The 20889-nt window shown below is 61.7% G+C and carries 16 protein-coding genes and 4 tRNA genes; 3 read left to right on the top strand and 17 right to left on the bottom strand.

Annotated elements, in window-relative coordinates; translation table 11 throughout:
- Positions 1-7: 7 nt before the first annotated feature.
- The 6 genes from J3P90_RS08415 to leuC all read right to left on the bottom strand — a co-directional run bounded on the left by J3P90_RS08415 (position 8) and on the right by leuC (position 6568).
- Positions 8-1018 carry an aspartate-semialdehyde dehydrogenase gene (locus J3P90_RS08415; protein ID WP_420765687.1) on the bottom strand — a complete coding sequence of 337 codons (1011 nt, stop codon included), beginning with the start codon at positions 1016-1018 and terminating at the stop codon, positions 8-10.
- A gap of 253 nt (positions 1019-1271) precedes the next feature.
- On the bottom strand, positions 1272-2384 hold the full coding sequence (gene asd, locus J3P90_RS08410) for an aspartate-semialdehyde dehydrogenase (protein ID WP_420765686.1): 1113 nt from the start codon (positions 2382-2384) through the stop codon (positions 1272-1274).
- 54 nt (positions 2385-2438) lie between these two features.
- On the bottom strand, positions 2439-3521 hold the full coding sequence (gene leuB, locus J3P90_RS08405; RefSeq protein ID WP_063320312.1) for a 3-isopropylmalate dehydrogenase: 1083 nt from the start codon (positions 3519-3521) through the stop codon (positions 2439-2441).
- A 56-nt stretch (positions 3522-3577) separates the two neighbouring features.
- Positions 3578-4339: a class I SAM-dependent methyltransferase gene (locus J3P90_RS08400; protein WP_434676104.1), complete on the bottom strand. Its 762-nt coding sequence runs from the start codon at positions 4337-4339 to the stop codon at positions 3578-3580.
- Between the two features lie 154 nt (positions 4340-4493).
- Positions 4494-5138 (bottom strand): 3-isopropylmalate dehydratase small subunit, encoded by a 645-nt coding sequence (gene leuD, locus J3P90_RS08395; RefSeq protein ID WP_030142033.1) that lies wholly within the window; start codon positions 5136-5138, stop codon positions 4494-4496.
- Between the two features lie 11 nt (positions 5139-5149).
- Positions 5150-6568 carry a 3-isopropylmalate dehydratase large subunit gene (leuC, locus tag J3P90_RS08390; protein ID WP_434676103.1) on the bottom strand — a complete coding sequence of 473 codons (1419 nt, stop codon included), beginning with the start codon at positions 6566-6568 and terminating at the stop codon, positions 5150-5152.
- 157 nt (positions 6569-6725) lie between these two features.
- On the opposite strand from leuC, the gene J3P90_RS08385 reads away from it, so the two are divergent.
- Positions 6726-7616, top strand: coding sequence for a LysR family transcriptional regulator (locus tag J3P90_RS08385; RefSeq protein ID WP_434606885.1), 891 nt, complete (start codon positions 6726-6728; stop codon positions 7614-7616).
- Positions 7617-7683: 67 nt separating this feature from the next.
- The gene (locus J3P90_RS08380; protein ID WP_434648378.1) at positions 7684-10962 is read left to right on the top strand and encodes a PAS domain S-box protein; all 3279 of its coding nucleotides are present in this window, start codon (positions 7684-7686) and stop codon (positions 10960-10962) included.
- A gap of 106 nt (positions 10963-11068) precedes the next feature.
- On the opposite strand, the gene J3P90_RS08375 is transcribed toward J3P90_RS08380, so the two are convergent.
- The 11 genes from J3P90_RS08375 to uvrB all read right to left on the bottom strand — a co-directional run bounded on the left by J3P90_RS08375 (position 11069) and on the right by uvrB (position 19318).
- Positions 11069-11521 carry an Hsp20 family protein gene (locus J3P90_RS08375; protein ID WP_420765681.1) on the bottom strand — a complete coding sequence of 151 codons (453 nt, stop codon included), beginning with the start codon at positions 11519-11521 and terminating at the stop codon, positions 11069-11071.
- 119 nt (positions 11522-11640) lie between these two features.
- Positions 11641-12600, bottom strand: a complete 960-nt coding sequence (locus J3P90_RS08370) for a tRNA dihydrouridine synthase (protein WP_420765680.1) — start codon at positions 12598-12600, stop codon at positions 11641-11643.
- A 245-nt stretch (positions 12601-12845) separates the two neighbouring features.
- A complete protein-coding gene (locus J3P90_RS08365; protein WP_434606889.1) occupies positions 12846-13295 on the bottom strand; it encodes an acyl-CoA thioesterase in 450 nt (149 codons plus the stop codon).
- A 45-nt stretch (positions 13296-13340) separates the two neighbouring features.
- Positions 13341-14174 carry an alpha/beta fold hydrolase gene (locus tag J3P90_RS08360; RefSeq protein ID WP_434676102.1) on the bottom strand — a complete coding sequence of 278 codons (834 nt, stop codon included), beginning with the start codon at positions 14172-14174 and terminating at the stop codon, positions 13341-13343.
- A 27-nt stretch (positions 14175-14201) separates the two neighbouring features.
- Entirely contained in the window at positions 14202-14741 is a 540-nt protein-coding gene (locus J3P90_RS08355) for a TetR/AcrR family transcriptional regulator (protein ID WP_039593946.1), read from the bottom strand.
- Between the two features lie 179 nt (positions 14742-14920).
- Positions 14921-14996, bottom strand: a tRNA-Glu gene (locus J3P90_RS08350).
- 75 nt (positions 14997-15071) lie between these two features.
- Positions 15072-15147 (bottom strand) — tRNA-Ala (locus tag J3P90_RS08345).
- Between the two features lie 53 nt (positions 15148-15200).
- Positions 15201-15276 (bottom strand) — tRNA-Glu (locus tag J3P90_RS08340).
- Between the two features lie 79 nt (positions 15277-15355).
- Positions 15356-15431 (bottom strand) — tRNA-Ala (locus J3P90_RS08335).
- Between the two features lie 146 nt (positions 15432-15577).
- Complete coding sequence (gene gltX / locus J3P90_RS08330; protein WP_039593947.1) at positions 15578-17059, bottom strand: glutamate--tRNA ligase; 1482 nt, start codon at positions 17057-17059, stop codon at positions 15578-15580.
- A gap of 243 nt (positions 17060-17302) precedes the next feature.
- A complete protein-coding gene (uvrB, locus tag J3P90_RS08325; protein WP_434606894.1) occupies positions 17303-19318 on the bottom strand; it encodes an excinuclease ABC subunit UvrB in 2016 nt (671 codons plus the stop codon).
- A gap of 333 nt (positions 19319-19651) precedes the next feature.
- Between uvrB and J3P90_RS08320 the strand changes: the two genes are divergently transcribed.
- Positions 19652-20848, top strand: coding sequence for an amino acid aminotransferase (locus J3P90_RS08320; RefSeq protein ID WP_420765675.1), 1197 nt, complete (start codon positions 19652-19654; stop codon positions 20846-20848).
- The last annotated feature ends 41 nt before the right edge of the window (positions 20849-20889 follow it).

The following is a 20889-nucleotide window of genomic DNA, read 5'->3' as shown; positions in this document are numbered from 1 at the left end:
GTATCTTTTACAGCAGGTCTTTTATCAACAACTCAGCCACCTGCACCGCGTTGAGCGCCGCGCCCTTGCGCACGTTATCCGACGTCAGCCACATATTCAGCTCCGACGGATCATCGATGCCGCCGCGCACACGACCGATATAGACCACATCCTGCCCCACCGCATCACCCACCGGCGTCGGATAATCACCCGCCTCCACCAGCTCGATGCCGGGGGCCGCTTCCAGGGCGGCGTTGACCTTCGCCAGGTCGACGGGACCGGCAGACTCCACGGTCACGCTAAAGCTATCGCCAAAAAACACCGGGGCTTGAATGCAAGTCGCGGAAATCTTTAACAAAGGTTGCTCCAGCACTTGGCGCAGCTCACTCACCAGTCGCTTTTCCAGTGGGGTATGGCCCTGCGCATCGGGACTACCCACCTGGGCCAACAGGTTGAACGCCATCTGCCGGTCGAAGAACGTCGGTTCGAGCGGACGGGCGTTGAGCAATTCCGCCGTCTGGCGCGCCAATTCAGTGACCGCAACGCGGCCTTGGGCCGATACGGCGAGGCTGGCAGTCAGGCTCACGCGCTGGATATCCAGGCATTGGCGCAACGGTGCCAAGGCAACGGCCAGGACCGTCGCCGAGGGGCTGGGGCTGCTGACCTGCACGGGCCTGGACAGGTTCGCCAGCACGTGCGGGTTGGCCTCCGGTACGATCTGCGGCGCCTGTTCGGCCGGCAGCGCACCGGACAGGTCGATCAGCGCGCAGCCGGCCGCCGTGGCGCGCGGAGCGAAGCTCAGGGTGACCGCCGGCCCGGCCGCGAAAAACGCCAGTTGGACTTTGCTGAAATCGAACTCATCGACCTCGCGCACCCGCACGTTTTTACTCCGGAACATCACCGAGCTGCCCGCCGACTCGCTGCTGGCCAACAGGTGCAGGTTGCCGATCGGGAAGTCGCGCTCTTCAAGAATCTGGACGAGGGTTTCGCCGACAGTACCGGTGGCGCCGATCACGGCAATATCAAAGGACTGGCTCATGGGTCTACCTCAGGTAAAACGTGGGGAGCGGCACTTTACCGGGTGGTGGGTGGGCAGGCAATTGGCGGGAAGTTTGTGGTGACTGTGCTGGCCCCTTCGCGAGCAGGCTCGCTCCCACATTGGATCTTCAGTGAACACAAAATCTGTGGAAGCGAGCCTGCTCGTGAAGGGGCCGGTCCAGACACCCAAAAACTGCCCCAATAAAAAACCCGCACCTCTTACAAGGCGCGGGTTCTTTCACAGCGACAATCGATCAACGCTCGAGCAAAATCCGCAGCATGCGGCGCAGCGGTTCGGCCGCGCCCCACAACAGTTGGTCGCCAACGGTGAAGGCACCGACGAACTGCGAGCCCATGTTCAGTTTGCGCAAGCGGCCCACTGGCACGTTCAGGGTGCCGTTGACCTTGGTCGGGCTCAGCTCCTGCATGCTGGTTTCACGGTTGTTTGGCACCAGCTTGACCCACGGGTTGTGCTGGCTGATCAAGCCTTCGATGTCGGCGATCGGCACGTCTTTGTTCAGCTTGATGGTCAGCGCCTGGCTGTGGCAACGCATGGCGCCGATGCGCACGCAGATGCCGTCCACCGGGATCGGGCTCTTGAAGCGGCCCAGGATCTTGTTGGTCTCGGCCTGGGCCTTCCATTCTTCACGGCTCTGGCCGTTCGGCAGTTCCTTGTCGATCCAAGGGATCAGGCTGCCGGCCAGCGGCACGCCGAAATTCTCGGTCGGGTAGGCATCGCTGCGCATCGCTTCGGCGACCTTGCGGTCGATGTCCAGGATGGCACTGGCCGGGTTCGCCAGCTCGTCAGCCACGGCGCCGTGGGTCACGCCCATTTGCTTGATCAGCTCGCGCATGTGCTGCGCGCCGCCACCGGAGGCTGCCTGATAGGTCATGGCGCTCATCCACTCCACCAGGCCCGCTTCGAACAGGCCGCCCAGACCCATCAGCATCAGGCTGACGGTGCAGTTGCCGCCGATGTAGTTCTTGGTGCCCGCATCCAGCTGCTGGTCGATGACCTTGCGGTTGACCGGGTCGAGGATGATCACCGCGTCGTCCTGCATGCGCAGGCTGGAAGCGGCATCGATCCAGTAACCCTGCCAGCCGGCTTCACGCAGTTTCGGGAAGACTTCGCTGGTGTAGTCGCCGCCCTGGCAGGTCAAAATCACGTCGAGGGTCTTGAGCTCGTCGATGCTGTAGGCATCCTTGAGCGCACCGGTGTCCTTGCCCACGGACGGGCCCTGGCCACCCACGTTGGAAGTGGTGAAGAACACCGGCTCAATGAGATCGAAATCCTGCTCTTCCAGCATTCGCTGCATGAGCACGGAACCGACCATGCCGCGCCAACCGATCAGACCTACACGTTTCATCGCAACTACACCTATACAAAAGTGGGCCACCGTCGAGGCGGTGGGCCCGAAAGATTACAGATTCCGCAGCGCGGCGACTACTGCATCGCCCATTTGCTGCGTACCGACTTTGGTACAGCCTTGCGACCAGATATCACCGGTGCGCAAGCCTTGGTCCAGGACCACGCTGACGGCTTTTTCGATCGCGTCGGCGGCATCGTTCAAGTTGAAGCTGTAGCGCAGCATCATCGACACCGACAGGATGGTCGCCAACGGGTTGGCAATGCCCTGCCCGGCGATGTCCGGCGCCGAACCGTGGCACGGCTCGTACATGCCCTTGTTGTTGGCGTCCAGGGAGGCCGACGGCAGCATGCCGATGGAACCGGTGAGCATTGACGCTTCGTCGGACAGGATGTCGCCGAACATGTTGTCGGTGACGATCACGTCGAACTGCTTCGGCGCACGCACCAGTTGCATCGCCGCGTTGTCGACGTACATGTGGCTTAGTTCGATGTCCGGGTAATCCTTGGCCACCTGCTCGACCACTTCGCGCCACAGTTGGCTGGAAGCCAGGACGTTGGCCTTGTCCACCGAGCACAGTTTCTTGCCCCGCACGCGGGCCATGTCGAAGCCGACCCGGGCGATACGGCGGATTTCGCTTTCGCTGTATGGCAGGGTGTCGTAGGCCTGGCGCTCGCCATTCTCCAGCTCACGGGTGCCGCGCGGGGCGCCGAAGTAGATACCGCCGGTCAGTTCGCGGACGATGAGGATGTCCAGGCCCGAGACGATTTCCGGCTTCAGGCTCGACGCGTCGGCCAGTTGCGGATAAAGGATCGCCGGACGCAGGTTGCCAAACAGACCCAGTTGCGCACGAATCTTCAGAAGGCCGCGCTCCGGGCGGATGTCGCGTTCGATCTTGTCCCATTTCGGGCCGCCCACGGCGCCCAGCAGCACGGCATCGGCGGCACGGGCACGGTCCAGGGTTTCATCGGCCAGGGGTACGCCGTGCTTGTCGATGGCCGCGCCACCGATGACGTCGTGGCTGAGTTCGAAGCCCAGGCCGTACTTGTCGTTCGCCAACTCCAGGACCTTGACCGCCTCGGCCATGATTTCCGGGCCGATGCCGTCACCTGGGAGAATCAGAATCTGTTTGCTCATGCTTTCCTCGTTTGTTCGGTTTTCGGCACAACCCCTGGGGCCGACCGGTAAAAATCCTATCGCTCGGCCCACAGCACCAGCACATCTGTACTGAACGAACCATCGGCCTCAATCTGAAAATATTCACGCACTTCGTCGCCCATCGAACGCTGCAGCTCAAGAATCGCCGCACGCATCACCTCGGGGGTGCGCATGCGCTCGACCCAGGACTGGTACTCCAGGCGCAGGCGCTGGCGCGACGTGCTGCGAGTGTGCAGCCCCGCTTCGCTGATCTGGCGCAACCATTCGGCGGCCGAATAGTCGCGCACATGGCTGGTGTCGCGCAGCACTTCGATGCTTTGCAGGTAGGTGTCCAGTAACGGCGTGCCAGGCGACAGGATATCGATGAACGCTACCACCCCGCCCGGCTTGAGCACCCGGCGCACTTCCCGCAATGCCAGGCCGAGGTCGCTCCAATGATGCGCCGAATAGCGGCTGAACACGAAGTCGAACTCAGCGTCGGCGAACGGCAACCGCTCGGCGGCGCCACGGACCGTGCTGATATTGCCCAGGCCACGCTCGGCAGCCGCCGTCACCACGTCGAGCATCTGCTGGGACAGATCGTAGGCCACCACCTCACCGGCCAGCGGCGCCACGTGGAAACTCACATGGCCGGCGCCGCAACCCAGGTCCAGCACACGGGCATCGCCACGACCGGCCAGCTCGGCCTGTAGCAGGGCGAACTCGGCGCCCTGGGCGTGCACGGCACTGCTCAGGTAGGCCGAGGCCTGTTCACCGAATTGCTTTTGGACGACTTGGCTGTGGGCGGTGCTGGTCATGGGGACTTCCTTTTTGGGTATAGCCTTGTGGTGTCAGTGCCGCCGTCTTCGCGAGCAGGCTCGCTCCCACACTGGACTTGCAGCGTCCACAATCCCAGTGGGAGCGAGCCTGCTCGCGAAGGGGCCTGCACTGACTACATCTATCTCAGGTCAATCAAGCATCGCGAAACAACCAAGGCTGGCTCGCCCGATGCTTGGCCTCGAACGCGGCAATTGCCTCGCCGTCCTGCAAGGTCAGGCCGATGTCATCCAGGCCATTGAGCAGGCAATGCTTGCGAAACGCATCGATCTCGAAACCCAGCACCTTGCCGTCGGGGCGGGTCACCGTCTGCGCGGCCAGGTCGATCTGCAATTGATAACCAGGATTGGCCTCGACCTGCTGGAACAGCTCGTCCACTTCGGCATCGCTGAGGATGATCGGCAGCAGGCCGTTCTTGAAGCTGTTGTTGAAGAAAATGTCGGCGTAACTCGGCGCGATGATGCTGCGGAAACCGTACTCTTCCAGGGCCCACGGCGCGTGCTCGCGGCTCGAGCCGCAGCCGAAGTTCTCACGGGCCAGCAACACGCTGGCGCCTTGGTAGCGCTCGGCGTTGAGCACGAAGTCCTTGTTCAGCGGACGCTTGGAGTTGTCCTGGTACGGCTGGCCGACATCCAGGTAGCGCCATTCGTCGAACAGGTTCGGGCCGAAGCCGGTGCGCTTGATGGATTTCAAGAATTGCTTGGGGATGATCTGGTCGGTGTCGACATTGGCACGATCCAAAGGCGCGACAAGACCGGTGTGCTGGGTAAAAGCTTTCATGCTGCGCTCCTTCAGATCAATTCGCGGACGTCGACGAAACGGCCGTTGACAGCTGCCGCCGCGGCCATCGCCGGGCTAACCAGGTGCGTACGACCACCGGCACCCTGACGGCCTTCGAAATTTCGGTTGGACGTCGAGGCGCAATGCTCGCCCGACTCCAGGCGGTCCGGGTTCATTGCCAGGCACATCGAGCAACCCGGCTCACGCCATTCGAAACCGGCTTCGAGGAAAATCTTGTCCAGCCCTTCCGCTTCGGCCTGGGCCTTCACCAGGCCCGAGCCCGGCACCACGATGGCCTGTTTGATGGTCGAGGCGACCTTGCGGCCCTTGGCGATGACCGCCGCGGCACGCAGGTCCTCAATCCGCGAGTTGGTGCAGGAGCCGATGAAAACACGGTCGAGCTGAATGTCGGTGATCGCCTGGTTGGCGCTCAAGCCCATGTACTTCAAGGCACGGACAATGGAGTCGCGCTTGACCAGGTCCGTTTCCTTGGCCGGATCCGGCACGTTCTGGTCCACGGCCAGGACCATTTCCGGCGAAGTGCCCCAGCTGACTTGCGGCTTGATCTGCGTCGCATCGAGCTCGACCCCGGTGTCGAATTTGGCGTCCGGGTCAGAGACCAGGTCTTTCCAGGCTTCGACCGCCATGTCCCACTCCGCGCCTTTGGGCGAGAACGGACGGCCCTTGACGTATTCGACGGTTTTTTCATCGGCGGCCACCAACCCGACGCGCGCGCCGGCTTCGATGGACATGTTGCAGATGGTCATGCGGCCCTCGACGGACAAGTCGCGGATCGCGCTGCCGGCGAACTCGATGGCATGGCCGTTACCGCCGGCGGTACCGATCTTGCCGATCACGGCCAGGACGATGTCCTTGGCGGTCACGCCGAACGGCAACTTGCCCTCGACGCGCACCAGCATGTTTTTCATTTTCTTGGCGACCAGGCACTGGGTGGCGAGCACGTGCTCGACCTCGGAAGTGCCGATGCCGTGGGCCAAGGCGCCGAATGCGCCGTGGGTCGAGGTATGGGAGTCACCGCAGACCACGGTCATGCCGGGCAAGGTCGCGCCTTGCTCCGGGCCGATGACATGGACGATGCCCTGGCGCACGTCGTTCATCTTGAATTCAACGATGCCGTATTCATCACAGTTGTCGTCGAGGGTCTGGACTTGAAGGCGCGAGACCTGGTCGGCAATGGCTTCGATGCCGCCCTTGCGCTCCGGGGTGGTCGGTACGTTGTGGTCCGGGGTGGCGATGTTGGCATCGATGCGCCAAGGCTTGCGCCCAGCCAGGCGCAGGCCTTCGAAGGCTTGCGGCGAAGTCACTTCATGGATGATGTGACGGTCGATGTAGATCAGCGCCGAGCCATCGTCGCGCTGCTTGACCAAATGCGAATCCCAGAGCTTGTCGTAGAGCGTTTTGCCGGCCATCACACGGTTTCCTCATCAGCTTGTTTCTATGCCCTGGGTCTTGAGTGAGTAAATGACCCCTTGGCTTGTGAGGCTGATGTTATGAGGCTACATTAAATAACTCAAATTCATATTTTTCATGCTTTGCATAACCAACAGGAATTCGACCGGTACGGCCATGGACTTAGCCAACCTCAACGCCTTTATTGCCATCGCCGAGACCGGCAGTTTCTCCGGAGCCGGCGAGCGCCTGCACCTCACCCAGCCCGCTATCAGCAAGCGTATTGCCGGGCTGGAACAACAGCTCAATGTGCGCCTCTTCGACCGGCTGGGCCGTGAAATTGGCCTGACCGAAGCCGGCCGGGCGCTGCTGCCCCGGGCCTATCAGATTCTCAACGTGCTCGACGACACCCGCCGCGCCCTGACCAATCTGACCGGCGAAGTGACCGGGCGGCTGACCCTCGCCACCAGTCACCACATCGGCTTGCATCGCCTGCCCTCCTTATTAAGGGAATTCACCCGACGCTACCCACAGGTGGCATTGGATATTCAGTTCCTTGATTCGGAAGTGGCCTACGAGGAAATCCTTCACGGTCGCGCGGAACTCGCCGTCATCACCCTCGCCCCCGAGCCCCACGCACTGGTAAGGGCCAAGCCGGTGTGGGATGACCCGCTGGATTTCGTCGTAGCGCCGGAACATGTGCTGCTGGAAAACGGCGCAGTGAGCCTGGCGGACATCGCCTTGCATCCGGCGGTGTTCCCTGGCGGCAATACCTTCACCCATCACATCGTCCAGCGACTGTTCGAAGCCCAAGGCCTGACACCGAACATCGCCATGAGCACGAATTATCTGGAAACCATAAAGATGATGGTCTCCATCGGCCTGGCCTGGAGCGTCCTGCCGCGCACCATGCTCGACGAACAGGTGGCGCGCATTCCTTTGCCGGGCATACAGCTCAGTCGCCAGCTAGGCTATATCGTGCACACCGAACGGACGCTGTCGAATGCAGCACGGGCTTTCATGGCTCTACTGGACGCACAAATCGATCTGCCAGGGACAAGGGCATAAGTTGTGCTACTCCTATAGGGCCACTACGCCTGTGCATCACACCCACCCGCCCAAGGCCCGCTAGAGAATGCCCAAACCCGCCGACCATCTTCCGCCCCTGCCGCGTATCCAGGCGCTCGACCCGAAGCGGTCCGAGCAGAGCTGGGACAGCGCGCCACAGCTGCTGGCCGCCCTGAACGGAGCGCGGCTGGGGGCCTGGTCGTGGGACATCGATACCGGGCAGATCAGTTGGTCCCGAGGCACCCAGGCACTGTTCGGCTTCGATCCGCGCCAACCGTTACCCGCCGACGTGGACTACCTCGATCTGTTGCTGCCCGAGGACCGGGCCCGGGCCATGCGCGCGTTTCACGCGGCGGTGGCCGGCGCACCGCTCGAGCAGGCCATGCACCACCGAATCGTCTGGCCCGACGGCAGCCTGCATTGGCTGGAAATCAGCGGCAGCGTATTGCCCGACAAACATGGCCGTCCACGCATGATCGGGGTCATTCGCGAGATCACCCACCAGCGCGAACGGGAACAGGCGCTGCGCAGCTCGGAAAAACGCTTCGCCACGCTTTTTCATCTTTGCCCGAACATGGTCTTGCTGACCCGCCAGGAGGACGGCCTGATCAGCGAAGCCAACCAGTATTTCGAAAGCCTGTTCGGCTGGCCGGTTCACGATGTGATTGGCCGCACCACTCTGGAACTGGGCCTGTGGGTCGACCCCAGGCAACGGGCGAAGCTGGTGGAGGCGACCAAGGCCAAAGGCGAACTGGTGAGCATGGAAGTGGAGTTCCGGGCCAGTAACGGCCAGGTCCACAACGGCATCCTCAGCGCGCAGAAAGTCGAACTCGAAGGCCAACCGTACCTGCTGAGCACGTTCCTGGACACCACCGAGCGCAAACTCGCCGAACAGGCCCTCAAGGACAGCCAGGAACGCCTGGACCTGGCCCTCGACTCGGCGCAACTGGGCACCTGGGACTGGCACATTCCCAGCGGCATGCTCTACGGTTCGGCCCGGGCCGCGCAGCTCCATGGCCTGGAGCCCAAAGCCTTTCATGAATCGTTCGACGCGTTTTTCGAGGGCGTACCCACCGAAGAACGCAACAACATGCGCAACGCCTACCGCAGCCTGCGCGAAGGCCCGGCGGGCAACTATCAATTGACCTATCGCGTGCAGCTGCCGGACGGCAGCTCACGCTATCTTGAGAGCCGCGCCCGCCTCTACCGCGACGACGACGGCAGCCCCTTGCGCATGGCCGGCACTTTGCTCGACATCACCGATCAGGTGGAGCGCGAACAGAGCCTGGCGGCATCGGAAGAAAAATTCGCCACACTGTTCCAGGTCAGCCCCGACCCGATCTGCGTGACCCACCAGGACGATGGCAGATTCCTGGAAATCAACTCCAGCTTCACCCAGACCTTCGGCTGGGCGGCCAGCGACGTCATCGGCCGCAGCGCCGACGAGATTGGTCTGTGGGACGCGTCCGGCAGCAGCCTGCAACGCATCGAACGGGTGATCCGTGAGCAATCGCTGAGCAATGTCGCCATCGTCGTCCACCACAAGAACGGCCAGCCGCTGACCTGCGTGATTTCCAGCCGGCAGATCCACGTCGGCAACCAGCCCTGCATCGTCACCACCCTGCGGGACATCACCCAGCAGCAGCGTTCCGAGGCGGCGCTCAAGGCCAGCGAGGAAAAATTCGCCAAGGCTTTCCACTCCAGCCCTGACGCCATCACCATCACTGAATGCGAAAGCGGCCGCTACCTTGAGGTCAACGACGGTTTCTGCCGCCTCACCGGCTATCGCGCCGACGAAGTAGTCGGCCACACAGTGTACGAAGTCGGCATCTGGGCCGAGGAAAAACAACGCACGGCGCTGCTGGCAGAGCTACAGCTCAAGGGCCGGGTCGTTCATCAAGAAATGCTCGGGCGCAACAAGCGTGGGGAAATCCTCACGGTGGAAGTGTCGGTGGAACCCATCACGCTCAACGAGACCGCCTGTCTGCTGCTGACAGCCCGGGACGTCAGCCTGCTGCGCAACGCCGAAGCGCAGATCCGCCACCTGGCTTATCACGACCCACTCACCAACCTGCCCAACCGGGCGTTGTTGATGGACCGCTTGAGCCAGCAGATCGCCTTGCTCAAGCGCCACAGCCTTCGCGGTGCCCTGCTGTTCCTCGACCTGGACCACTTCAAGCACATCAATGACTCCCTCGGCCATCCGGTGGGCGATACGGTGCTGAAGATCATCACCGCACGCCTCGAAGCCAGCGTGCGCCTCGAAGACACCGTGGCGCGGCTGGGTGGCGACGAGTTCGTGGTACTGCTCAGCGGCCTCGAAGGCACACGGGCCGCGGTCAGCGAACAGGTACAGAACCTGGCCGACACCCTGCGTGACCTGCTCTCGGAACCGATGTTCCTGGACGGCCAACGGCTTCAAGTTACGCCCAGCATTGGCATGGCGCTGATTCCGGACCACGGCTCCACCCCGACCGACCTGCTCAAGCGCGCCGACATTGCCCTCTACCGCGCCAAGGACTCGGGGCGCAACACGTCGCAGATGTTCCACGCCACCATGCAAAAAGCCGCGAGCGAGCGACTGCGCATGGAAACCGACTTGCGCCAGGCCCTGGCTCGCAACGAGTTCAGTTTGCATTTCCAGCCCCAGATCGATGCCCGGGACAACCGCATCATCGGCGCCGAAGCCCTGGTCCGTTGGAATCATCCGGACCTGGGTGCGCAGTCGCCCAACGAGTTCATCAAGGTACTGGAAGACAGCGGCTTGATCCTGGAGGTCGGGACCTGGATCCTCGATGAAGCCTGCAACGGCTTCAAGCACTTGATCGCCAAGGGCAAGGTCGATCCGCAGCGCTTCAAATTGTGCGTCAACATCAGCCCACGGCAGTTTCGCCAGAGTGATTTCGTCGAACGCATCGAAAGCAGCCTCTCCCGTCACGGCCTGCCCTATTGCGTGCTCAAACTGGAAATCACCGAAGGCATCGTAATCCAGAACCTGGACGACACCATCGGCAAGATGCGTCGCCTCAAGAAACTGGGCGTGAGCTTCGCCATGGATGATTTCGGCACGGGATACTCGTCGCTGACGTACCTCAAACGCCTACCGGTCGACACGTTGAAAATCGATCAATCCTTCGTGCGGGACGCCACCAGCGACCCCAATGACGCCGAAATCATCCGCGCCATCGTGGCCATGGCCCGTAGCCTGAACTTGGAAATGATCGCCGAAGGGGTGGAGACGCTGGAACAATTGCAGTTCCTGCAGGGGCTCGATTGTCATTTGTACCAGGGTTACCTGCACAGCCGGCCGTTGCCGCTGGAGGCGTTTGAGCGGTTGTTGCCGTAGCGGTTTGCCAGCTCTTGTGGCGAGGGAGCTTGCTCTCGCGCCACGTTAGTTTTCTGTCTCAAACGAAGAAGGGCGCCATTCGGCGCCCTTCTTCAATTGCGATGGATCAATTCTCCAGCGCGGGTTTTTGCTGCGCACCGTTGATCGGGATGCGCTTGGCTTTCGCCTCTTCCGGTACCACGCGCAACAGGTCGATGCTCAACAGACCGTTGCTCAGGCCGGCGGCCTTGATCTCGATATGATCCGCCAACCGGAAGGACAGCTTGAACGCCCGCTGGGCGATGCCTTGGTGCAGGTAGGTCACGCTGTCGTTGCTGGCCTCGCGCTTGCCGCCGCTGATGGTCAGCACACCTTTTTCCACTTGCAGGTCCAGGTCTTCTTCCCGGAACCCGGCAGCGGCGACTACGATGCGGTATTCGTCATCGCCGTGTTTTTCCACGTTGTAAGGTGGATAACTGCTGCCCGGTTCGTTGCGCAGTGCGGTTTCGAACAGGTCGTTGAAACGGTCGAAGCCCACCGAGGAACGGAACAGAGGGGCCAGCGAAAATGCAGTACTCATGATTCAAATCTCCTGAAAGTTCAGCAAGGTTTTTTGTCTCCGCGACCCGAATTCGGCATCGCGTACCCCCTATCTAGGGTCCGCCAAAAACTTTTCAAGAGCTTTTCCTGAGATTTTTTTCAGGCCGCTTCGGTGCGCTGCACACCCAATAAATGGCCCACCGCATCCAGTTCCGTTTCCCGCCGTAGCGCGCCGAACAACTCCACGGCTTCGGGGTAATTGCGGGTCAGCATGGCCAGCCATTGCTTCAAGCGACCCGGCGCCTGGCGAGGGGTCAATTGCTCCACTACCTGTACCCAGAAATCCTGGAGCATCGGTTGCAGGTCGGCCCAAGACATCTCGATAACCTCTTCACCCGCCCGGGCGGCGGCGATCTGCCGCGCCAGGTCGGGACGGGAGACCAGTCCACGGCCGAGCATTATGTCTTCGACACCGCTGATTTCCCGGCACCGACGCCAGTCATCGACGCACCAGATATCGCCGTTGGCGAACACCGGCACCTTGACCACTTCCTGGACGCGGGGAATCCACTCCCAGTGGGCCGGTGGCTTATAGCCGTCGACCTTGGTCCGCGCATGCACGACGATGTGCGCCGCGCCGCCCTCGGCCAGCGCCGTGGCGCAGACCAGCGCGCCGTCCGGGCTGTCGAAACCCAGGCGCATCTTCGCCGTAACCGGAATGTGCTTGGGCACCGCACGACGGACATGTTCCACGATTTCGTTGAGCAGCTCTGGCTCCTTGAGCAACACCGCCCCGCCCCGTGACTTGTTCACTGTCTTGGCCGGGCACCCGAAATTCAAATCGATCACCTCGGAGCCCAGCTCGCAGGCCAGCGCCGCGTTTTCCGCCAGGCATACCGGGTCGGAACCGAGCAACTGCACACGCAGGGGCACACCCGCCGCTGTTTGGGCACCGGTCAACAGTTCAGGGGCAAGCTTATGGAAATAGGCCGGCGTGAGCAGACGGTCGTTGACGCGAATGAACTCGGTGACGCACCAATCGATGCCGCCAACACGGGTCAGGACGTCCCGCAGGATGTTGTCGACCAACCCCTCCATGGGCGCCAAGGCAATTTGCATGGGAAACACACCTCAACGAAAAAACGTGCAGCAGTTTAGCGGATTTCCTTCACAAAATCGGAATCCACCACGAATCACTGTGGGAGCGAGCCTGCTCGCGATGGCGGTGTATCAGCTTGGGAAGATGCTGGATGTGCCGCCGCCATCGCGAGCAAGCTCGCTCCCACACCGACTCCAAGGCGCCCACAAAACCGGAATCCACCACCAAACCCTGTGGGAGCGAGCCTGCTCGCGATGGCGGTGGGTCAGTCTATAAAGAGGTCAGATGAATTCAGCGCCACGCCATAACCTTCGATGAACTCCGGCGGCATGCGCTTGGGCCGGCCGGTAGACAGTTCGATGCAAACGAAAGTGGTCTGGGCCCGCAGCAATGTGGTGTTATCACTGGGACGGACCAGCTGGAAATGCCGGGTCATTTTCAGGCGCTGGTCCCAGTCGACGATCCAGGTCGCCAACTGCAATTCGTCGCCCTCGTAGGCGGCCGCCAGATAATCGATTTCATGCCGCACCACCGCCATGGCCCGATCCAGTCGCCGGTATTCCACCAGATCCAGGCCCAGGCGCTGGGAATGCCGCCACGCGCAACGCTCCAGCCAGGTGACGTACACCGCGTTGTTGGCGTGGCCTAGCCCATCGATATCTTCTGGATTGACCTGAAGATCAATAATGAACGGCGTTGCCCGATCCCAGCCCATGCCCCTCTCCCGGTCGAATTTGGATCGGGGCAGTGTAACGGAAGCTCAAGCCGATTGCCGCGCTTGCAAGCTGCGCCCCGCCAGCAGTGATAACACGCCATCAATGACACGGGGATCGGCCAGGACTCGCTGGTGTCCACCCTCGGACAACCGCAGCAAGCGACTGTCGAACCAGGCTTCATGGATCAGTTGCGATTCCCTGACCGAAACCGACGTATCGTCCTCGGCATGGATAATCAACCCTGGAATATCCAGCTGGTATTGCGCAACATCCATCTTCGAAGCCTGCATGCCCACATCCTGCTCCACCTGGCGAATGAAAGCCGAGCGGGCCCTGGCGGGCATTCCCATCATCCGTGCGAACCCACGCAGCACGCCGAGGATCCGCGCAGGCGCGGCGATGCTGACCAGCGTCTCGGTCCGCAAGCCCAACTGGACCGCCAGCATGGCACTGGCGCCACCCATGGAGTGACCGATCACCGCTTGCAGCGGTGGCAACTCAGCTGCGGCTTCGAGCATCGCCCGGGCAAACAACAGGACGTTGGCTTCGTGGCCCGGCGAGCGACCATGGGCCGGTCCGTCCAGCGCCACCACGGTATAACCAGCATCCACCAGCGCGGTTATCAAGGCCGCGAACTGCGTCGGCCGTCCTTCCCAGCCATGCATCAGCAGGACCGCCGGGCCTTTGCCCCAGCGCAAGGCAGACAGGCCGAAGCGCAAGGTAATGCGCTCGGACGAGGCAAGCAATGGCAACTCCCAGGCCCTCGGTGGCAGGTTGCGTGGACTCATGAAGACCCTGCGCATTTTCTTCGCCACCAGGCGCGGTGCTATCCAACCAAGGGTGCCATTGACGCCACGAATCCAGCTCAACCTGTCCATGCTCATCTCCAGGGCTTGCGCCTTAGCTCAGCGCACCGCCGACTTGGCGGCGCGCAGCAAACGATCCGATAACTCACCCGGGCCCAATGCCCGTGCCAGCGCCAGGCCGCCGACCATCAAGGCAATGTCAGCCAGGGCTTTGTCCGCGTCTTCGGGGCTGGCGGCCAATTGCGCGACCATCAGCTCGATATGCTCATTGAGCACCTCACGAAATGCATCCGGCAGCCGCCCGAGCTCCCCGACCGATGCCGGAATCGGACACGCCTGCTCGGTTGAGTCGCGGTGCTTGCGCGACAAGTAGAAGGCCGCGACCAAGGCGCGCCGTTCTTCACCCGTCAGCTCGGCATCCATGTCGGCGATCAAGCCACGGCGGCGGTTCAGCAACTGCTTGAACGCCTCCAGCATCAAGGCGTCCTTGCTTTCGAAATGAGCGTAGAAACCACCCACCGTCAGCCCGGCCGCCCCCATCACCTCGCCCACGCTCGGCTCGGCCGGCCCGCGCTGGATCAGCGCATCGCTGGCGGCCTTGAGAATGCGTTCGCGGGTCTGTGCTTTTTTATCGCTCATCGTTGCCTCCGAATATTACGATTGAAATATTATTCTCATAATAAATTTTCGCAAGCGAAATGTTGACCGCCGGTCAGAAGTATTTTCAGGAGAATAGGAAATTGGCTGAACGCCAGGCAAACAAAAGGGCCATTCAAGAATTGAATGACCCTTATAAAATCCCGCAGAGCGGGTAATCGTGGCGTCCCCTAGGGGACTCGAACCCCTGTTACCGCCGTGAAAGGGCGGTGTCCTAGGCCACTAGACGAAGGGGACACAAACCTTCTTACTTGATCAGCGCTGAGAACTGATCGATTCAAGGCCGGAGTGGCCAGACCTTGAACCTGAAATTGGTGGAGCTAGACGGGATCGAACCGTCGACCTCTTGCATGCCATGCAAGCGCTCTCCCAGCTGAGCTATAGCCCCGGATTTTTCGCCTCGCGGCGGAGCGACATCTTGCAACATCGCTTCTGTAAAACTGGCGTCCCCTAGGGGACTCGAACCCCTGTTACCGCCGTGAAAGGGCGGTGTCCTAGGCCACTAGACGAAGGGGACGCAAACCCTTCTATACAACTGATCAACGCTGAGAGTTGATCGCTTCAAGGCCGGTGTGGCCAGGCCTTGAAGTGTAAATTGGTGGAGCTAGACGGGATCGAACCGTCGACCTCTTGCATGCCATGCAAGCGCTCTCCCAGCTGAGCTATAGCCCCTCATCGCTGAGGACGGGGCGAATCTTAAGGGCGTATCGGAGGGCTGTCAAATTTATTTTCAAAGAATTTGAAAATTTTTTGCCGGGATAACAATCACTTACCGACAAACCCCGGAAAACCGGGGCATGCCCTCCTCCATCAGCCGCTTAAGCGATCGCGCCCAGCAGCTTTTCCCACTCCTTGTTCTCCTTCTTGGACACGCCACCGAGCAGATCGATGGCCTGGCGCAGGCGGAAACGGGTCAGGTCCGGCCCGAGGATTTCCATGGCATCGAGCACCGACACCGAGCTCGCCTGGCCAGTAATGGCGGCAAACATCAGCGGCATTGCGTCGCGCAGTTTCAACTCCAGGGATTCGACCACTGCCTGAATCGTCGCGGTGATGCTGTCCTTTTCCCACTGGCGCAGGCTTTCGAGCTTCCAGAGGATCAATTGCATCAACTGCCGCACCTGGTCGCCCGAAAGCTTCTTGGATTCGAACAGCTTCGCATCGGGGGTCACGCCACCGGCAAAGAAGAACCCGGCCAATGGCGCGATCTGGCTGAACGTCTCGACCCTGCCCTGCACGTGCGGGGCAATCTTCATCATGTATTCAGGGTTGAACGCCCACTTCTGCACGCGCGCGGCGAACTCTTCCACAGGCAGGTCACGCAGCCATTGGCCGTTGAGCCAGGACAATTTCTCGACGTCGAAGATCGGCCCGCCCAGGGAAACACGCGAAAGGTCGAAGTGTTCGACCATTTCCTGCAGCGAGAACTTCTCGCGCTCGTCGGGCATCGACCAGCCCATGCGCCCCAGGTAGTTGAGCATCGCCTCGGGCATGAAGCCCATGCGCTCGTAGAAAGTCACCGAGGTCGGGTTCTTGCGCTTGGACAGCTTGCTCTTGTCCGGATTGCGTAGCAGCGGCATGTAGCACAACTGCGGTTGCTCCCAGCCGAAGTACTCGTAAAGCAGGATCAGTTTCGGCGCCGACGGCAGCCACTCCTCACCGCGCAGGACGTGGGTGATGCCCATCAGGTGGTCGTCGACCACGTTGGCCAGGAAGTACGTCGGCAGGCCGTCGGTCTTCATCAGCACTTGCATGTCCATGCGGTCCCATGGGATCTCGACATCGCCACGCAGCATGTCCGGCACCACGCAGACGCCCTCGGTCGGCACCTTCATGCGGATCACATGGGGCTCGCCAGCGGCCAGGCGACGGGCGACTTCTTCCTTGGACAGCAGCAGCGCGCGACCGTCATAGCGCGGGGTTTCGCCACGGGCGATCTGCTCGGCGCGCATCTGGTCGAGCTCTTCGGCGGTGCAGAAACAAGGGAATGCGTGCCCCATGTCCACCAGTTGCTGACAGTACTGCTTGTAGATCTCGCCGCGCTCGCTCTGGCGATACGGGCCATGCGGGCCGCCAACATCCGGGCCTTCGCTCCAGTCGATGCCGAGCCAGCGAAGGGCGTCGAAAATCTGCTGTTCCGACTCGCGGGTCGAGCGCAACTGATCGGTGTCCTCGATCCGCAGGATGAACTCACCACCGTGCTGCTTGGCAAAGCAATAGTTGAACAAGGCGATGTAAGCGGTGCCGACATGGGGATCGCCAGTGGGCGAAGGCGCGATGCGGGTACGGACGGTGGTCATGGCATGTCTCGGAAAGAAGATAAAAGCGAAGATCAAACAGGGGGCGAATGGTAACAGGCGATGGTGGGCGGGCTCCAGTGAGAGGCCGATTTGAGTAAAGCCTGCCAGACCGAGTCGCCCTCATCGCGAGCAGGCTCGCTCCCACAGGAAACCGAGTTGTCTGGACTGGATGCGGTCCACTGTGGGAGCGAGCCTGCTCCGGGCGGCGTTCCGACGATGAGGCCTTCGAAGCCACTGCAAGAGTCAGACAGTCAGCAACCGCTCGCGCAACTTGCCTATCTCATCGCGCAACTGCGCCGCGGCCTCGAACTCCAGGTCACGGGCCAGTTGGTACATCTTCTCTTCCAATTGCCGGATACGCTTGGTGATTTCGCTCGGCGAGCGCAGTTCGGCTTCGTAGCGGGCGCTTTCCTCGGCGGCTTTGGCCATGCCCTTGCGTTTCTTGCTGCGCGAGCCAGGCACCGTGGCGCCTTCCATGATATCGGCGACGTCCTTGAACACGCCTTTAGGCGTAATGCCATTGGCCAGGTTGAAGGCGATCTGCTTGTCGCGGCGGCGCTCGGTCTCGCCGATAGCCCGCTCCATGGACCCGGTGATGCGATCGGCATACAAAATCGCGCGGCCGTTGAGGTTTCGCGCCGCGCGACCGATGGTCTGGATCAACGAGCGCTCGGAGCGCAGGAAACCTTCCTTGTCAGCGTCGAGGATCGCCACCAGCGACACCTCCGGCATGTCCAGACCCTCGCGCAGCAGGTTGATGCCCACCAACACGTCGAAAGTGCCCAGGCGCAGGTCGCGGATGATCTCGACCCGCTCCACCGTGTCGATGTCCGAGTGCAGGTAACGCACCCGCACGCCATGGTCGGCCAGGTAATCGGTGAGGTCTTCGGCCATGCGCTTGGTGAGCGTGGTGACCAGCACCCGCTCCTCTAGCGCCACGCGTTTCGTGATTTCCGACAGCAAATCATCGACCTGGGTCAGTGCCGGGCGCACCTCGACCTGCGGGTCCACCAGCCCCGTCGGCCGCACTACTTGCTCGACCACGCGACCGGCATGCTCGGCCTCGTAATTGCCAGGAGTGGCCGAGACGAAAATCGTCTGCGGGCTGACGCTTTCCCATTCGTCGAAACGCATCGGCCGGTTATCCAGTGCCGAGGGCAGGCGGAAACCATATTCCACCAGGGTTTCCTTGCGCGAACGGTCGCCTTTGTACATGGCGCCAACTTGCGGCACGCTGACGTGGGACTCGTCGATCACCAGCAGGGCGTCAGGCGGCAGGTAGTCGTACAAAGTGGGTGGCGGTGCGCCCGCCGGACGGCCCGAGAGGTAGCGCGAGTAGTTCTCGATGCCGTTGCAGTAACCCAATTCCAGGATCATTTCCAGGTCGAAGCGGGTCCGCTGCTCCAGGCGTTGGGCCTCCACCAGCTTGTTGTTCGAACGCAGGTATTCCAGGCGTTCTTGCAGCTCGGCCTTGATCCCCTCGATGGCGCCCAGCAAGGTTTCCCGTGGCGTTACGTAGTGGCTCTTGGGATAGAAGGTGAAGCGCGGCATCTTGCGGATCACTTCGCCGGTCAGCGGATCGAAGGCCGAGATGCTTTCCACTTCGTCGTCGAACAGCTCGATGCGGATCGCTTCCAGGTCCGACTCTGCCGGGTAGATGTCGATCACATCACCCCGCACGCGGAACGTCGCCCGGGCAAAATCCATGTCGTTGCGGGTGTACTGCAAATCCGCCAGGCGCCGGAGCAAGGCGCGCTGGTCGAGCTTATCGCCCCGATCCACGTGCAGCACCATCTTCAAGTACGTTTCCGGGCTGCCCAAGCCATAGATGCACGACACCGTGGTGACGATGATCGCGTCCTTGCGCTCGAGCAACGCCTTGGTCGCCGACAGCCGCATCTGCTCGATGTGGTCGTTGATCGAGGCGTCCTTTTCGATGAAGGTGTCCGACGACGGCACATACGCTTCGGGCTGGTAGTAGTCGTAGTAGGAAACGAAGTATTCCACCGCGTTGTTCGGAAAAAATGCCTTGAACTCGCCGTACAACTGCGCCGCCAGCGTCTTGTTCGGCGCCAGCACCAGCGTCGGGCGCTGCACCTGGGCGATCACGTTGGCGATGCTGAAAGTCTTGCCCGAGCCGGTCACACCCAGCAACGTCTGGTGCGCCAGCCCGGCCTCGATGCCTTCGACCATCAGGCGGATGGCTTCCGGCTGATCGCCGGCGGGCTGGAAGCGGGTGACTAGCTGGAATTCAGACATAACATAACCCCTGGGTTCACTCCTGTCGGCCAGCCGACGGGAACGAGGAAGACCGAATTGACTGACGTCGGCCGATGAAAAAGCTGGAATTCACACAATGTGGAGGTGAATGCCTTCGCTTTCAAGACGAGCGTCCTACACGCCTTGCAGACTTTGACGCGGCGAAGGGACTAACGATCGGAAAAAAAACGAAAATACTTACGGTAAAGACCGATTAGCCTGTCGCCCTGCCCGGTGATGGCCTCTATACTAGCTCCCCGTTTGTGCACCGCTCTAGTGCATCCGGCTGGAGCGCGACACGTCCCCTCACTCTCCATTCAGAGCCGCGCACTAATGAGCCTGTTTTCCGCTGTCGAATTGGCACCACGCGACCCCATCCTGGGCCTCAACGAAGCTTTCAACGCCGACACCCGTACCAACAAGGTCAACCTGGGCGTAGGTGTTTACTGCAACGAGGAAGGGCGCATTCCATTGCTGCGCGCCGTGGTTGAAGCCGAGACAATTCGCGTGGCTCAGCACGTGTCCCGTGGCTACCTGCCGATCGACGGCATCGCCGCCTATGACCAGGCGGTCCAGACCCTGCTGTTCGGCAAGGACTCCCCGCTGATCGCTTCGGGCCGCGTCATCACCACCCAGGCCGTGGGCGGCACTGGCGCACTGAAGATCGGCGCCGACTTCCTCAAGCAACTGCTGCCAGACGCGGTCGTGGCCATTAGCGACCCAAGCTGGGAAAACCACCGCGCCCTGTTCGAAACCGCCGGTTTCCCAGTACAGAACTATCGCTACTACGACGCCGCCACCCACGACGTGAACCGCAGCGGCCTGCTGGAAGACCTCAACGCCCTGCCCGACCGCTCGATCGTTGTGCTGCACGCCTGCTGCCACAACCCGACCGGCGTGGACCTGAGCCCCGAGGACTGGAAAAACGTGCTGGCCGTGGTCAAGGCCAAGAACCACGTGCCGTTCCTGGACATGGCCTACCAGGGCTTTGGCAAGGGTATTGATGAAGACGCCGCGGCGGTGCGCCTGTTCGCCGAGTCGGGCCTGACCTTCTTCGCCTCCAGTTCGTTCTCCAAGTCGTTCTCGCTGTATGGCGAGCGCGTCGGCGCCTTGTCGATCGTCAGCGAGTCGAAGGAAGAAAGTGCCCGCGTCCTGTCCCAGGTCAAGCGCGTGATCCGCACCAACTACTCCAACCCGCCAACCCACGGCGCCAGCATCGTCGCCGCCGTGCTCAACAGCCCTGAGTTGCGGGCCCAGTGGGAAGAAGAACTGGCCGAGATGCGCCTGCGCATCCGCGGCATGCGCGACCAGATGGTGGACATGCTGGCCAAGGCCGCGCCGCACCACGACTTCAGCTTCGTCGCACGCCAGAGCGGGATGTTCTCCTACTCCGGCCTGACCGTTGAACAAGTGACGCGCCTGCGCAACGAGTTCGGCATCTATGCCCTGGACACCGGCCGCATCTGCGTGGCCGCGCTGAACCAGAACAACATCGATGCGGTAACCAAGGCCATCGTCCAGGTGATCTGACACCCCGGCGCTGGATGAAAAGCGGGAAGCCATCGAGCTTC

The sequence above is a fragment of the Pseudomonas sp. D3-10 genome, assembly GCF_051132175.1.
In the GTDB taxonomy this organism is placed as follows: domain Bacteria; phylum Pseudomonadota; class Gammaproteobacteria; order Pseudomonadales; family Pseudomonadaceae; genus Aquipseudomonas.
This window is presented reverse-complemented; position numbering and strand designations above follow the sequence as displayed.

What these genes read in the sequence shown, in the direction of transcription:
- J3P90_RS08415 (WP_420765687.1), bottom strand. Translation starts at nt 1,018, where the DNA reads ATGAGCCAGTCCTTTGATATTGCCGTGATCGGCGCCACCGGTACTGTC.
- asd (WP_420765686.1), bottom strand. Translation starts at nt 2,384, where the DNA reads ATGAAACGTGTAGGTCTGATCGGTTGGCGCGGCATGGTCGGTTCCGTG.
- leuB (WP_063320312.1), bottom strand. Translation starts at nt 3,521, where the DNA reads ATGAGCAAACAGATTCTGATTCTCCCAGGTGACGGCATCGGCCCGGAA.
- J3P90_RS08400 (WP_434676104.1), bottom strand. Translation starts at nt 4,339, where the DNA reads ATGACCAGCACCGCCCACAGCCAAGTCGTCCAAAAGCAATTCGGTGAA.
- leuD (WP_030142033.1), bottom strand. Translation starts at nt 5,138, where the DNA reads ATGAAAGCTTTTACCCAGCACACCGGTCTTGTCGCGCCTTTGGATCGT.
- leuC (WP_434676103.1), bottom strand. Translation starts at nt 6,568, where the DNA reads ATGGCCGGCAAAACGCTCTACGACAAGCTCTGGGATTCGCATTTGGTC.
- J3P90_RS08385 (WP_434606885.1), top strand. Translation starts at nt 6,726, where the DNA reads ATGGACTTAGCCAACCTCAACGCCTTTATTGCCATCGCCGAGACCGGC.
- J3P90_RS08380 (WP_434648378.1), top strand. Translation starts at nt 7,684, where the DNA reads ATGCCCAAACCCGCCGACCATCTTCCGCCCCTGCCGCGTATCCAGGCG.
- J3P90_RS08375 (WP_420765681.1), bottom strand. Translation starts at nt 11,521, where the DNA reads ATGAGTACTGCATTTTCGCTGGCCCCTCTGTTCCGTTCCTCGGTGGGC.
- J3P90_RS08370 (WP_420765680.1), bottom strand. Translation starts at nt 12,600, where the DNA reads ATGCAAATTGCCTTGGCGCCCATGGAGGGGTTGGTCGACAACATCCTG.
- J3P90_RS08365 (WP_434606889.1), bottom strand. Translation starts at nt 13,295, where the DNA reads ATGGGCTGGGATCGGGCAACGCCGTTCATTATTGATCTTCAGGTCAAT.
- J3P90_RS08360 (WP_434676102.1), bottom strand. Translation starts at nt 14,174, where the DNA reads ATGGACAGGTTGAGCTGGATTCGTGGCGTCAATGGCACCCTTGGTTGG.
- J3P90_RS08355 (WP_039593946.1), bottom strand. Translation starts at nt 14,741, where the DNA reads ATGAGCGATAAAAAAGCACAGACCCGCGAACGCATTCTCAAGGCCGCC.
- gltX (WP_039593947.1), bottom strand. Translation starts at nt 17,059, where the DNA reads ATGACCACCGTCCGTACCCGCATCGCGCCTTCGCCCACTGGCGATCCC.
- uvrB (WP_434606894.1), bottom strand. Translation starts at nt 19,318, where the DNA reads ATGTCTGAATTCCAGCTAGTCACCCGCTTCCAGCCCGCCGGCGATCAG.
- J3P90_RS08320 (WP_420765675.1), top strand. Translation starts at nt 19,652, where the DNA reads ATGAGCCTGTTTTCCGCTGTCGAATTGGCACCACGCGACCCCATCCTG.